At 63.2% G+C, this 13,013-nt stretch carries 13 protein-coding genes; 6 read left to right on the forward strand and 7 right to left on the reverse strand.

Going from position 1 to position 13,013, the window contains the following annotated elements:
* Positions 1–59 precede the first annotated feature (59 nt).
* The 6 genes from H7F16_RS05190 to H7F16_RS05215 form a co-directional block, all read right to left on the reverse strand.
* The gene (locus tag H7F16_RS05190) at positions 60–581 is read right to left on the reverse strand and encodes a TIGR00645 family protein (protein ID WP_185796458.1); all 522 of its coding nucleotides are present in this window, start codon (positions 579–581) and stop codon (positions 60–62) included.
* Positions 582–663: 82 nt separating this feature from the next.
* A complete protein-coding gene (rpsD, locus tag H7F16_RS05195) occupies positions 664–1,284 on the reverse strand; it encodes a 30S ribosomal protein S4 (RefSeq protein WP_185796459.1) in 621 nt (206 codons plus the stop codon).
* A gap of 156 nt (positions 1,285–1,440) precedes the next feature.
* Positions 1,441–2,511: a Hint domain-containing protein gene (locus H7F16_RS05200; protein WP_185796460.1), complete on the reverse strand. Its 1,071-nt coding sequence runs from the start codon at positions 2,509–2,511 to the stop codon at positions 1,441–1,443.
* Positions 2,512–2,623: 112 nt separating this feature from the next.
* Positions 2,624–3,535: a lipid A-modifier LpxR family protein gene (locus tag H7F16_RS05205; protein ID WP_185796461.1), complete on the reverse strand. Its 912-nt coding sequence runs from the start codon at positions 3,533–3,535 to the stop codon at positions 2,624–2,626.
* A 470-nt stretch (positions 3,536–4,005) separates the two neighbouring features.
* Positions 4,006–5,232 (reverse strand): PAS domain-containing protein, encoded by a 1,227-nt coding sequence (locus tag H7F16_RS05210; protein WP_185796462.1) that lies wholly within the window; start codon positions 5,230–5,232, stop codon positions 4,006–4,008.
* Positions 5,233–5,329: 97 nt separating this feature from the next.
* Positions 5,330–6,151 (reverse strand): EAL domain-containing protein, encoded by an 822-nt coding sequence (locus tag H7F16_RS05215; RefSeq protein ID WP_185796463.1) that lies wholly within the window; start codon positions 6,149–6,151, stop codon positions 5,330–5,332.
* Between the two features lie 81 nt (positions 6,152–6,232).
* Between H7F16_RS05215 and H7F16_RS05220 the strand changes: the two genes are divergently transcribed.
* Positions 6,233–6,802, forward strand: a complete 570-nt coding sequence (locus tag H7F16_RS05220; protein ID WP_185796464.1) for a DNA-3-methyladenine glycosylase I — start codon at positions 6,233–6,235, stop codon at positions 6,800–6,802.
* A 38-nt stretch (positions 6,803–6,840) separates the two neighbouring features.
* Here the strand turns inward: H7F16_RS05220 and H7F16_RS05225 are convergent, their stop codons facing one another.
* Positions 6,841–7,392: a TlpA family protein disulfide reductase gene (locus H7F16_RS05225; protein ID WP_185796465.1), complete on the reverse strand. Its 552-nt coding sequence runs from the start codon at positions 7,390–7,392 to the stop codon at positions 6,841–6,843.
* Positions 7,393–7,414: 22 nt separating this feature from the next.
* Between H7F16_RS05225 and argH the strand changes: the two genes are divergently transcribed.
* From argH to H7F16_RS05240, 5 genes are all read left to right on the forward strand, one after another.
* Positions 7,415–8,818 (forward strand): argininosuccinate lyase, encoded by a 1,404-nt coding sequence (gene argH / locus H7F16_RS05230; RefSeq protein ID WP_185796466.1) that lies wholly within the window; start codon positions 7,415–7,417, stop codon positions 8,816–8,818.
* 22 nt (positions 8,819–8,840) lie between these two features.
* Positions 8,841–8,963, forward strand: a complete 123-nt coding sequence (locus tag H7F16_RS19830; RefSeq protein WP_277818344.1) for a hypothetical protein — start codon at positions 8,841–8,843, stop codon at positions 8,961–8,963.
* Between the two features lie 14 nt (positions 8,964–8,977).
* Positions 8,978–9,106, forward strand: coding sequence for a hypothetical protein (locus H7F16_RS19835; RefSeq protein WP_277818345.1), 129 nt, complete (start codon positions 8,978–8,980; stop codon positions 9,104–9,106).
* 117 nt (positions 9,107–9,223) lie between these two features.
* Positions 9,224–10,489: a diaminopimelate decarboxylase gene (gene lysA, locus H7F16_RS05235; RefSeq protein ID WP_185796467.1), complete on the forward strand. Its 1,266-nt coding sequence runs from the start codon at positions 9,224–9,226 to the stop codon at positions 10,487–10,489.
* Positions 10,490–10,529: 40 nt separating this feature from the next.
* Entirely contained in the window at positions 10,530–13,013 is a 2,484-nt protein-coding gene (locus tag H7F16_RS05240; protein ID WP_185796468.1) for a TIGR02302 family protein, read from the forward strand.

Raw genomic sequence — 13,013 nt, forward strand, 5'->3', positions numbered from 1 at the left:
TCTAACGATGGCGCAGCCGCAAGGCCAGTGGGTTTCTCCGGTTGAATCGCCGCAGCCTTTTATTTGCTGCGCGATTGCAGCCAGTCCATCAGCGCCATGAGAACGCCGGAAACGACAAAGGTCAGATGGATGCCCGTCAGCCACATCAGTGTCCGGTCATCGACAGGCGGGGAACCCGGATTTCCGATTTCCATGAAGCGCTTCAGAAGATGGATACCCGAAATCGCGACGATCGAGGCGATGAGCTTCATTTTCAGGCCGCCGAAGTCGACCTTGCCCATCCATTCCGGACGGTCCGCCCCCGCGTCGAAATCGAATTTCGAAACGAAATTCTCGTAACCCGAAAACATCACGATCAACAAAAGATTTGCCGCCAGCGTCAGGTCGATCAGCGTGAGGACGACCAGAATGGTCTTTTCGGGGGACAGCGTCAGGATTTGCGGCGCGTAATAGACAAGCTCGCGCAGGAAAATCACGGTGAGCATGCCCAGCGCGACCACCAGACCAAGATACATCGGCGCCATCAGCCAGCGCGATGCGAACAAGCCGCGTTCGAAACGATCTTCCAATGTGTTTTTCATGCCAAGCGAAATGGACCGCAGCGCGCAAAAAGCAAGAGGCCCGCCACAAGGGGCGGGCCTTTCGTAGCACAAGAAGCGAAGATCAGTTCTTCGCGTAGTATTCGACGACGAGGTTCGGTTCCATCTGGACCGGATAGGGCACATCGCCCAGCGACGGCGTGCGCACGAAGGTCGCGACCATTTTCGAGTGGTCGACTTCGATGTAGTCGGGAACGTCACGCTCGGTCAGGGCGACGGCTTCCAGAACCAGAGCCATCTGCTTCGACTTCTGGCGCACTTCGACGACATCGCCTTCCTTGACGCGGTAGGACGCGATGTTGACGCGCTTGCCGTTCACGGTGACGTGGCCGTGGTTCACGAACTGGCGCGCGGCAAAGATCGTCGGGACGAATTTCGCGCGGTAGACGACCGCATCGAGACGACGCTCGAGCAGGCCAACCAGCATCTCGCCGGTGTCGCCCTTGACGCGTTCAGCTTCGCCGTAGATTTTGCGGAACTGCTTTTCGGTCAGGTCGCCGTAGTAACCCTTGAGTTTCTGCTTGGCGCGCAGCTGCGTACCGAAGTCCGACAGCTTGTTCTTGCGGCGCTGGCCGTGCTGGCCGGGGCCGTATTCGCGCTTGTTCACCGGAGACTTCGGACGTCCCCAGATGTTTTCGCCCATGCGGCGGTCGATCTTGTGCTTGGCAGAGGTGCGTTTGGTCACCGCTGATCTCCTTCTAAGTTACGAAGGGCGTTGTCCTTTTCCCCGGGGGGACGACAGGCTTCCCCTTGCGGGGGCCACCAACACCAATGAAAAACCCCGACCTTTCGGCCGGAGTTGAGGGGCTTATACAGCCCGTTGAAGCAGAGTCAACCAGCCTCAGGCCGCAACATCGTGCCGCAGGATCGAGGCTTCGGACGCCGAAAGGTTGCGCCGCGCGTAATCGCCGTAGCTTTGCGGATTGACCGCGATCTGCGGCAAGAGGCCAAGCAAGCCCTCGCGCTGGTCGGGATCGATCGTGTCGAGCGCGGTATTCGACGGGTGAAAGCTTTCCGTCTCGATCCCGTTGGCGAAAACGATGTTGTGCCGTTCCAACAGGATGTGAACGTAGGTCACCTCGCGCAGGGCATAGTCGACGGTCACGGTGGTGTCGTTCAACAGGTCCTGCGCCCGCACGAGGACTTCGGGCGTGTTGAACAGGGCCTGCGCCGCAGGCCCGCGCAACAGCATACGGTGTTGCGGCGAAACCAGAAGGTCAGGCTCGGGCCGCCCGACGCCATAGGCCCCCGCGCGGAACCGGACGGGCCGGAGGTGCGGCATGGCGTAGAGCCGCGCGCCGGTCATGCGGCGGCTTCCGGTCCACAGAATCTCTTGCGGGCCGTTGTCCTTGGTCAGCACCCTGTCTCCTGCACGGAGCGAGCGGATCAAGCGCGGGCCAACCGGTGTCGCGATGCGCGTTTCAGGCGTGAAGCAGATCACACCGCCGGCCTCGACCGCGCCCGCACCGGAATGCGTGCGATCTATCTGGGTGCGCACGACCCAAAGATCGGCGTCTTTCGGCGGCAACTCGCCATAGAACATCAGAAGTCGCGCCGAACTTGACGGCACGTCTATCACCGTCACGGAAAAGCTTTGGTGACCGTCGGTCACGATGAAGCCCTGGTCGGGTTCGTCCTCGTCCTGTTCCGAAGCGGCTTCGTCGGCGGACGCGCGTTCCATCGCAGCGCCGACAAGGCGGCGCACCATGCGCGCCGCACGTTTTTGCATGTCTGCCTTGCCCTCGTGCCCTTCCAGAAGAAGCGTATCCTGCGTGCGATCAACCCGGACGGCTTCCCCCGTCCAGCGCCAAGCCACACCCACGGTCAGCGAGTCGAGTGTCGACGCCGCCAAACCATCCACTTCCGTCTGCGCCCAAGAGATGACAAACGTGCCGCGAGAGCCCGTTTTCATTGCCTGTTACCGTCTGCTCGTTTTTTCTTGTTTATGACGAAAGGCTAGCAGGCTTACAGACCTTTGGCTATATCCCAAGCGCAACACTGCGCAGCGAAGTTTCGGAATTCGTTCAGAAGTTCAGCCGCAGGTTCACCGAGCCGATCATCTGCGATTCGGGCTGGGTGGTGAATTCCTTGCCAAGCCATGTCACGCCATAGAACACCTCGGACCGGTCGCCCTGCCAATGCACGCCCGCGCGCAGGCGGCTGCGCGTGTCATTGGGCTGCGCGGCGTCGCCATCCTCGAAATAATGGCTGTCGAACACGCGCGCGATGTCGCCGCCCATGACAAGGCTCAGGCCCGAAGTCCGGCTTCCGGCGACGGCGCGGTAACGCTGGCCGCTCGGGCCGTCGCGCAGCATCAGCGCCTCGCGGGTGAAGCCGCCGAAGCTGAGGTCGGCACCGACACGGACGAAGGTTTCGACACCGGCCTGCGCCTCGACGAAGGGGCGCAATTCGGCGTTGGAAAGCGCGATGCGTCTGCCCATCTCGGCCTGGGCGGTCGGATAGAAGGCATCGTCGATCTGGGTGTCGTAGACTTGCGGTTCACCAAGGCCGAGCAGATCATGGATGTTGGATTGAAGATCGCTCGCTCCGGTCTGGGGGCCGGTAATCACGATGTTTGCGCCAAGGCTGGTTTCGATCCCGTGCCAGTCGAAATGGGTGTGCAATCCGAAGGTCAACGCGCCGACGAAGCGGCGGTCGTTCGGATCGGCAACAAGCAGATCGGCGGGGGCGATCGTCTCGCCGACGGCGCGGAATTCGAGGATTTGACCTGCGGTCGCGGGCAGCGCGCCCGACCATTCCGTGCCCCGCACGCGCGACAGGCTGTACGAGCCTGACCGCCAGCGGTCGCGGCCGTCGCCGAGAATGTCATTTGTCAGAAGCCGGCCCCATCCAAGGGTGACACGTTGTTCCTGTGCGGAAAGCGAGGCGGGGATCAGGGACAAAAACGCGCAAAGCGCAAGCAAGGGCTTGTTCATATAAGGTCCATCGATATCAAGCCCCCAAGCTTGTGACCAATTTATATCCTGCAGTCGCTTCGGGCCAGCCTTCGGGATGGCCTGACGATACCTTGGTCACAAACCGTTGCATAAACGCCGGATGTGATGCCGTTCGGACAGAAAAACTGTGCAAATTCGTCATCGGCCGTGTCGATTTCGTCAAATGACGAATTTGCAGATCCGTCCAAACTCGACAAATTCGTCAGTTTCGTCCGCTTGGTAACCAAATCATCACCTTTATGAACGCCTCGTCACCCCGCCGTTTCGGCGCCGCACAGCCGGATGTATACCGATATTCGACCGCCGCTGGTGAGTTTTACGAGTGGCTGAGTATCGTGTGTGTGTAACGAGTGTGTCGGTACTGGTTGTTACCTTGTTCGCGTAACGAGTTAAGCTGGCGGCGGTCTTTCTATCGGGTTTAAGGGGCGCAGGGTTTGCGCCCCTTTACCTTATGTGCCGATCAGATCGGCTTCCTCCCTTACCGACTGTGCGGCGCCCGCGATCTTGTAGAGATGGGCATCCAGACCCGAATGGAACCCGTCGAGCGCCGTGATCAGCGAGGCCAGCCCCTCGTGCGGTTTCGGCATCCGTCCGCATTCGACACGGCTCATGATACGGATCGAATCAAGCGCAACGATGGCGCGGCGAAGCGAACCGATATCGGCCACCAGCCGCCCCGAGATGCGCGCCAGACCGACAAGCGCCTCGGAGGCTTGGGCGTCGTAGTCGGCGGCCAAGGCTGCAAGCGCGCTGCGCTCTGCGGCGATGTCGATGCCGTCGCCGGCCATCGTCTGACGGGCGAATTGCCGTTCGGCCATCCGCATCAGGCGCGAGGCTCCATGCTGGAACAAGGCCGCCTCTTCACCCGCCATCACGAAGGGTGAAGCGGCATCGCCATCGCCCAAGAGACGGTTGAGTTCGCGCATGACGGTGCCCGCAAGGTCGCGGTAATTGTCGGCGATTGCGCCAAGCGGTCCACCCGAGCGTTCGATCCTTGCCGAGATGATGCGCATGTTGACCGGCACAAGCTGCAAGCGCCGCAGATCGGCCGTAACCCGTGCCTTCTGGGCGCGAATGGTTTCGGCCTGCTCTGCAAGGCGCAGCATCGCCGCGATGCGCCCGTCAGGCTCTGCGCGCAGGGCGGCGTCATGCGCGACAAATTCGCTTGCAAGGGCGCGGGCCTGAAAGTTGGCATACCGCGCAAAGCCAAGTTCGGTCAGCCGCCCCAGCAGCCGCGCCGCCGATTGCGGCGGGGTCAGCTTTTCATCGCGCTCGGCCGCGAGCAGGGCCGCATATTCGGCCACGACCTGCGCGAAAAGGCCGCTTGTGGGTTTCATCCGGACCGAGAGATAGCCGCCGTTGCACGGCGTCACCAAGGCAAGCACCCAGTAGTATCGCCCGTCCTTGGCCTTGTTCTTCACATAGGCCGCGACGGGATAGCCCGACTGGATCCCGTCCCACAACAGCTGGAACACCCCCTTGGGCATGTCGGGATGCCGGATCAGGCGGTGCGGCGCGTTGCGCAGTTCTGCCGCCGGAAAGCCGCTGATGCGCATGAACACATCGTTATAGGCCCGGATCACGCCGCGCCCGTCGGTCCGCGAGAAGAAGGTCTCGTCCAAGCCAAATGGCGCCTCACCCGTCCGCACATCACCCGTTTGAAAAACCGCCGTCATGGGATGCCCCTTTGCGATAGGCGGCGCCGTTCTGGCGCTACGCCGCAAGGTGCAAAACGGCAAATGACGTGCCACCGTTAGTTGATCGAACGGTTTTTCACACCGTCGCCTTGGCGGCCGCCTCCCAACTCGGCAGAACGGATGGTGCGGCGAAGTAATATCCCTGCAGACAATCGACGCCGAGCGCCGTCAGCCACGCGGCCTCGGCCTCATGCTCGACCCCTTGCGCAACGCAGATCATGTCGAATTGCCGCGCGATGGACAGGAAAGCCGCCATCAGCACCTGATTGTCGGCATCCAGATGGATGGCGCGGGTGAACTGGCTATCGACCTTGAGGACATCGAAGGAAAATTCGCGGAAGTGGCGAAGGGCCGTCTGGCCTGCGCCGAAACCGTCAAGCGCAAAGGATATCCCCTTGCGCCGCAGGTCTACCATGAAGGCCGCCACGACCTCGGGCACGGTCATTGCACTGGTTTCGGTGATTTCGAGGATGAGACGCTCGCCCACGCCATCGGTGCCCTGCAAGCCGTTTTGCAGAATCCGCATCCAGCGTGGCCATCCGATAGACCGCGCCGACATGTTGACAGACAGGCGCAGGTCGCGATGGCGTCGCAGAGCATCCAGCCCCATGGCAAGCGCGGCACAGTCGATTTCGCGCCCGAGTTCCTGCTGTTCGACCACAGACATGAAATCGCGCGCCGGAATCACGCGCCCCGTCCGGTCAAGCACGCGCATAAGCCCCTCGTGAAAGCCGTTCCGTCCCGGATTGGCCGCCACGACGACCGGCTGGTAAGCCAGACGCAGGCGCCGTTCCTTTACCGCTTCCGCGACCATTCCCAGAACCTGCCGGTCATTTTCGGCAACGGCCCATGACAGCGGGCTTTCGCCGGCGCTGTCGATTGTCTTTTGCATCTGCATTCGGTCACCCCCATGACACCCCTTTGTCGACAAAGATGCGCCCCAGCCGTAAACACGGGGTGAATGCGGATAGGAAATAGCATGTCAGACCGTTGCCCCTGGTGCGGGACCGACCCGCTCTATGTCACCTATCATGATCAAGAATGGGGCATTCCGCAGCGCGACCCGCGGGCCTTGTGGGAATGCCTGATGCTCGAGGGGTTTCAGGCCGGTCTGTCGTGGATCACCATCTTGCGGCGGCGCGAGACGTTCCGCGCCGCCTTCGCGGGGTTCGATCCGGCAACCATCGCGCAGTGGGGCGAGCCCGAGGTGACGCGCCTGCTTGGCGATCCGGGGATCATACGCCACCGCGGCAAGATCGAAGGAACGATCCTGTCAGCCCGCGCCTACCTGCGGATCGAGGCGGACGAGGGTTTCTCACCTTATCTGTGGAAGCATGTGGGCCACCGCCCGCAACAGAACCAACCCCGAAGCGGGGCCGATATTCCCGCGCAAACGCCCGCCTCGGTCGCCCTGTCAAAACAGCTCAGGCAAGACGGGTTCAAATTCTGCGGCCCGACGATCGTCTACGCCTTCATGCAGGCCGTCGGCATGGTGAACGACCACCTCGTCACCTGCCCGTCGCATGGACATGCGGCTTCTTTCGCCTGATTTCACCTTTGCCCAAATACTCTGGGGGGTGCGGGGGGCTAGCCCCCCGCCGCTTCCGACATCATGGCCGCCAGCACGGCCTTGGCATTGTCGCTGTCCCATTCGGCATCGCCGATCAGCCGCGCCACTTCCTGCCCTTGCGGGTTCAGGATCACCGTCACGGGCAGGGCCAGCACACCCATCGCCCGCGCAAGGTCGGATTTCGGGTCGCGCAGGATCGGCAGGCCGGTCACGCCTGCCTCTTCATAGAACCGCTGGATACCCTCGACAGCATTGCGTCCGGTCGCCACGGGCACAACTGCCAGCCCGGGCATCGCGGCCTGCAAACGGTCGAGCGACGGCATCTCCTTGCGGCAGGGCGCGCACCATGTGGCCCAGAAATTCAGCACGACCCATTTGCCGCGCCAGTCGGCCAGCGGATGGGGAGTGTCGGCCTCGTCCAGAAACACCGCCTCGGGCAGATCGACCGGCGTTTCGTGAAGCGCCAGTTTCTTCATGTCGCCCTCGCGCAGGGCGGCCACATCGGCGGCAGCCGGATTTGCACCAAGCATCAAGGCCGTATAAAGAACCGCCAACCAGATCTGCCGCATATCACCTCGCAAAGGCCGCATCATGACCGATACCGCGACATCCAAAGCCGCCAACCAGATGTGGGGCGGGCGTTTCGCCGAAGGTCCGGATGCCATCATGACGGCGATCAACGCCTCAATCGGCTTCGACAAACGGCTTTACGCGCAGGATATCGCAGGCTCTCGTGCCCATGCGGCCATGCTTGCCGCCACGGGTATCCTGACCAATAAGGATGCCGAGGCGATCGGGAAAGGGCTTCTCACGGTCTTGTCAGAGATCGAAGGCGGGAATTTCCCGTTCCGCACCGATCTGGAAGACATTCACATGAATGTCGAGTCGCGGCTGAAAGAGATCATCGGCGAGCCGGCGGGGCGGTTGCACACGGCGCGGTCGCGCAATGATCAGGTCGCGGTGGATTTCCGGCTATGGGTGCGCGACCAGTGCGACGCGGCCATCTCCGGCCTGACGGAACTGATGAAGGCCTTTCTTTCGCAGGCCGAAGCCGGTGCCGACTGGGTCATGCCGGGCTTCACCCACCTGCAAACGGCGCAGCCCGTGACATGGGGTCACCACATGATGGCCTATGTCGAGATGCTCGCCCGTGACCGCAGCCGTTTTGCGGATGCGCGGGCGCGGATGAACGAATGCCCCCTTGGTGCTGCCGCCTTGGCGGGCACGTCCTTTCCCATCGACCGCCACGCGACGGCACAGGCGCTGGGGTTCGACCGGCCCACGGCGAACAGCCTCGATTCGGTATCGGACCGCGACTTTGCCCTAGAGTTCCTTTCCGCCTCGAGCATCTGCGCGATGCACCTGTCGCGTTTTGCCGAGGAACTGGTGATCTGGTCGAGCGCACAGTTCCGCTTCGTCCGGCTTTCGGACAAGTGGACCACCGGCTCGTCGATCATGCCGCAGAAGAAGAACCCCGACGCGGCGGAACTGCTGCGCGCCAAGCTGGGCCGCATCCTTGGCGCGACGGTGGCGCTTTTCACCATCATGAAGGGTCTGGCGCTGACCTATTCCAAGGATATGCAAGAGGACAAGGAACAGGTGTTCGACGCCGCCGATACGCTGATGCTGGCGTTGGCCGCCATGACCGGCATGGTCACCGACATGACAGCCAACCGCGAGGTTCTGGCGCAGGCGGCGGCTTCGGGTTTCTCGACCGCGACCGATCTTGCGGATTGGCTGGTGCGCGCGCTTGGTTTGCCCTTCCGCGAAGCGCATCATGTGACGGGAACGCTGGTCGCACTGGCCGAATCCAAGGGCTGCGACCTGCCGGACCTGTCGCTTGCCGATATGCAATCGGTGCATACGGGCATCCGCGCGGAGGTGTTCGATGTTCTTGGTGTGGAGAATTCGGTCCGCTCGCGGACATCCTATGGCGGGACGGCGCCCGAACAGGTTCGCGGGCAGGTGGCGCGCTGGAAGGCGGCATTGGCCTGAGGTGGCCCCGCGTGCTTTACTCGTGCTGCTTTCGGTCTCGGCCTGCGGATATCCGGTGAACGGCGTAATCCACATTGGCGGCGCCGATCTGCGGGTCTATCCTTCCATCTCGATCAAGGCGCATGACGGCGCCGCAACCCGTTGAACCAGAGGCGATTCATGAAACATCTTATCCTACTGGCCGTTTTTGCGCTGACCGCCTGCGGGGCCGATGGCGCGCCCGAGAAGCCGCAGACCGGTGTTGCCATCACGGGCGAAGCGCGCGTCGGCGTGACCGGTTCGCTCTAGGGCCGACAGGGCCGATGTGATCGTGGCCGTGCGGGCAAACCCTGCCCGCGCGAATTGCGCCACGCGTTCCATCTGATATAGCACGCGGCAAGCGTATTGGCGGCAAGGGCGTGTGCGATGGATCATTTCCTTTACAAGAACGGCACCCTTCATGCCGAGGATGTGCCGATCAGCGAGATCGCGGCCGAGGTCGGCACGCCGTTCTATGTCTATTCCGCCGCCACGCTGACACGGCATTACCACCTGTTTACCGAGGCCCTGTCGCCCCTGCCGCACATGGTGTGCTTTGCGATCAAGTCGCTGTCCAATGTGGCGGTGCTGAAACTGCTTGGCGACCTTGGCGCAGGAATGGATGTGGTTTCGGGCGGCGAGTACCGTCGCGCCCGCGCCGCCGGTGTGCCGGGAAACCGCATCGTGTTTTCCGGCGTGGGCAAGACACGGGACGAGATGCGTCTGGCGCTGACCGGCGGGATCAGGCAATTCAACGTGGAAAGCGAGCCTGAATTGCACGCCCTGTCCGAGGTTGCGACCTCGCTCGGCCTGACCGCGCCCATCACCATCCGCGTCAACCCCGATGTCGATGCCAAGACCCATGCCAAGATCGCGACGGGCAAATCCGAAAACAAGTTCGGCATCCCCATTGCCCGCGCGCGCGAGGTCTATGCCGAAGCGGCACGCTTGCCCGGCATCGAGGTGATCGGGGTCGATGTGCATATCGGCAGCCAGTTGACCGACCTTGCGCCCTTCGAGCAGGCCTATCTCAAGGTGGCGGATCTGACACGGCAGTTGCGCGCCGACGGGCATGATATCCGCCGTCTCGATCTGGGCGGGGGGCTAGGCATCCCCTACACCCGTTCGAACGAAGCGCCGCCCCTGCCGCTGGATTATGGCGCGCTTATCAAGCGCACCGTGGGCGATCTGGGCTGCGAGATCGAAATCGAACCGGGTCGGCTGATTTCGGGAAATGCGGGATTGCTGGTCGCCTCGGTCGTCTATGTGAAGAATGGCGAGGGGCGTGATTTCCTGATCCTCGACGCGGCGATGAACGATCTGGTCCGGCCGTCGATGTATGACGCGCATCATGACATCGTTCCGGTCGTCGAGCCTGCCGCCGCGACCGAGGCTGCGGTCTATGACGTGGTCGGCCCCGTCTGCGAAACGGGCGATACCTTTGCCAAGGCCCGCCCCGTCGCCCCGATGCACGAGGGCGATCTGGTCGCCTTTCGTTCGGCGGGTGCCTATGGCGCGGTGATGGCGTCGGAATACAACACCCGCCCGCTTGTGCCCGAGGTTCTGGTGAAGGGGGATCACTTCGCCGTCATTCGCCAAAGACCGACCTTTGACGAAATCCTGAACCGCGATACCATCCCCGAATGGTTGTGATCCGGCCGGTCCCAAAGGGCCGCCCAAGCGGCGGAGGCCGATGACAGACGACAGTGCCAGCATGTTCAAGGCCATTGCCCGCCCCCTACGGCTTACGCTGCTGGGGCTGTGGGCTGAACGGCTTGTGCGGTGCCTTTGGCCGCTCTGGACGGTTCTGATCGCCACGCTTTCCGCGCTTGCCTTCGGGTTGCAGGATCTTTTGCCGATCGAGGTGGCTTGGCCTGCGCTGATTCTGGCGGGGCTTGCAGCACTTGGCTTTCTTTGGCGCGGGTTCCGGCAGTTCCGGCGCCCGACACGGACCGAGGCGCTGATCCGGCTTGACCAGCGGCTTCCCGGACGCCCGCTTGCGGCCTTGACCGATACGCAGGCGATTGGCGCGGGCGATCCGGCCTCGTTGGCGGTATGGCAAGCGCACCGCGCCCGCATGGCAGCCCGCGCGGCGGGTGCAAGCGCCGTCGAACCCGACCTGCGTCTTGCCAGCCGCGACCCGTTTGCCCTGCGCTATGTCGCGCTGACGGCCTTTGTCATGGCGCTGATGTTCGGCTCGCTCTGGCGCGTCACGTCGGTCGAGGCGCTTGCTCCGGGATCGGGTGCGAATATCGCGGCAGGGCCGACATGGGAGGGATGGGCCCAGCCGCCCGCCTATACCGGAAAACCGACGATCTATCTGAACGAGGTCGACCAGACCGCGCTGTCCTTGCCGGTCGGCACCCGCCTGCAATTCCGGCTATACGGCGAAGTGGGCGATCTGACGCTTTCGGAAACCGTCTCGCAGCGGACCGAGGTTCCGGCGGCGTCAGAGCCTGTGCATGATTTCACCCTGCGCCAGTCGGGCAAGGTTTCGGTCGATGGTCCGGGCGGTCGCGCCTGGGAGTTCACCGCCACACCGGATGCCGCGCCGAGCGTCACGCCGGACAAGACGGTTGCGCGGGAAGCCGACGGCAAGCTGAAGCAGAAGTTCAGCGCCAAGGACGATTACGGCATCGCCTCGGGTCAGGTGAGCATCGCGCTCGACCTTGCCGCCGTGCAGCGGGTTTACGGGCTGACGGTCGACCCCGAACCGCGCGAGGCTGCCGTTCTGGACCTGCCCTTGCCGGTGCATGGCAGCCGCGCCGAGTTCACCGAGACATTGGTCGATGACCTGTCGAAGCACCCCTTTGCCAACCTGCCCGTCACCATGACCTTTTCGGTCACGGACGGGGCCAACCAGACCGGCCGGGCCGAAGCCCTGCATATTACCCTTCCGGGCAAGCGTTTCTTCGACCCCTTCGCCGCTGCCCTGATCGAAATGCGCCGCGATCTTTTGTGGAACCGCAGCAATGCGCCGCAGGTCGCGCAGATCCTGAAAGCGGTCACCCATCGCCCCGAAGATATGATCCGGAACCAGCGCGCCTATTTGCGGCTGCGCGTGTTGATGCGCGATCTTGACACGCAGGCCGCCACGCTGACGCCCGAAGCCCGCGACACGATGGCCGAGGAGCTTTGGCAAATCGCGTTGATGGTCGATGAAGGCGACCTTGCCTCGGCGCTTGAAAACCTGCGTCGCGCGCAGGACCGGCTGGACGAGGCGATCAGGAACGGGGCGGACAAATCCGAAATCGACCAGCTGATGAAAGAGCTGCGTCAGGCGATGAACGATTACATGCGCCAGTTGGCGCAAGAGGCGGAAAAGAACCCCGACCAGCAGCAGTCGCAGAATATGGACGGCATGCAGATGTCGGCCGACCAGTTGCAGCAGATGCTGGACGAGCTGCAAAAGCTGATGGAAGAGGGCAAGACCGCCGAGGCCCAGCAGCTGATGGAGATGCTGCGCCAGCTGATGGAAAACATGCAGGTGGTGCAGGGGCAGGGCCAAGGTCAGGGTCAGGGCGGCCCCGGGCAGCAGGCGATGCGCGATTTGCAGGATACGCTGCGCAACCAGCAGGGCCTGTCGGACGATGCCTTCCGCGATCTGCAGGACGGGCAGGAAGGCGAGGGCGAGCAAGGGCAGGATCAGGGTGAGGGCAAGGGCGAAGGCAAGGGCGGACAAAGCCTTGCCGACCGCCAGCGCGAGCTGCGCGACAAACTTGGCCAGTTGCAGGGCGGGCAGCTTCCCGGTGACGGCAGCGAGCAGGGCGAGGAAGGCCGCCGCCAGCTTGACCGTGCCGGCCGCGCCATGGACGAGGCCGAAGATGCCCTGCGCGACGGCGACTTGCCGCGCGCACTGGACCGGCAGGCCGAGGCGATGGAAGCGATGCGCGACGGGATGCAGAATTTCGGCGACGCCCTTGCCGAGACCCAGCGGCAGGGCGATGCGGCGCAGGGCGAAGAATTCGGTCAGGCCGATCCGAATGGCCAGCGCGATCCCCTGGGCCGCGAACCGGGCAATTCGGCGCGCATCGGTTCGGACCGGAACATGCTGCAAGGGCAGGATGTCTATCGCCGCGCACAAGACCTGCTTGACGAAATCCGCCGCCGTTCAGGCGAACAGGCGCGGCCCGAAGGCGAGCGCAACTATCTGCGCCGCCTTCTGGATATGTTCTGA

The organism is Paragemmobacter straminiformis, assembly GCF_014243445.1.
Classification (GTDB): Bacteria; Pseudomonadota; Alphaproteobacteria; order Rhodobacterales; family Rhodobacteraceae; genus Paragemmobacter; species Paragemmobacter straminiformis.

Bases quoted from the DNA above. Each gene is read 5' to 3' on its own strand.
- argH (WP_185796466.1), top strand. From the start codon at position 7,415: ATGACCGATACCGCGACATCCAAAGCCGCCAACCAGATGTGGGGCGGG.
- H7F16_RS05200 (WP_185796460.1), bottom strand. From the start codon at position 2,511: ATGAAAACGGGCTCTCGCGGCACGTTTGTCATCTCTTGGGCGCAGACG.
- H7F16_RS05190 (WP_185796458.1), bottom strand. From the start codon at position 581: ATGAAAAACACATTGGAAGATCGTTTCGAACGCGGCTTGTTCGCATCG.
- H7F16_RS19835 (WP_277818345.1), top strand. From the start codon at position 8,978: ATGAAACATCTTATCCTACTGGCCGTTTTTGCGCTGACCGCCTGCGGG.
- H7F16_RS05225 (WP_185796465.1), bottom strand. From the start codon at position 7,392: ATGCGGCAGATCTGGTTGGCGGTTCTTTATACGGCCTTGATGCTTGGT.
- H7F16_RS05210 (WP_185796462.1), bottom strand. From the start codon at position 5,232: ATGACGGCGGTTTTTCAAACGGGTGATGTGCGGACGGGTGAGGCGCCA.
- H7F16_RS05240 (WP_185796468.1), top strand. From the start codon at position 10,530: ATGACAGACGACAGTGCCAGCATGTTCAAGGCCATTGCCCGCCCCCTA.
- H7F16_RS05205 (WP_185796461.1), bottom strand. From the start codon at position 3,535: ATGAACAAGCCCTTGCTTGCGCTTTGCGCGTTTTTGTCCCTGATCCCC.
- H7F16_RS05220 (WP_185796464.1), top strand. From the start codon at position 6,233: ATGTCAGACCGTTGCCCCTGGTGCGGGACCGACCCGCTCTATGTCACC.
- H7F16_RS05215 (WP_185796463.1), bottom strand. From the start codon at position 6,151: ATGCAGATGCAAAAGACAATCGACAGCGCCGGCGAAAGCCCGCTGTCA.
- lysA (WP_185796467.1), top strand. From the start codon at position 9,224: ATGGATCATTTCCTTTACAAGAACGGCACCCTTCATGCCGAGGATGTG.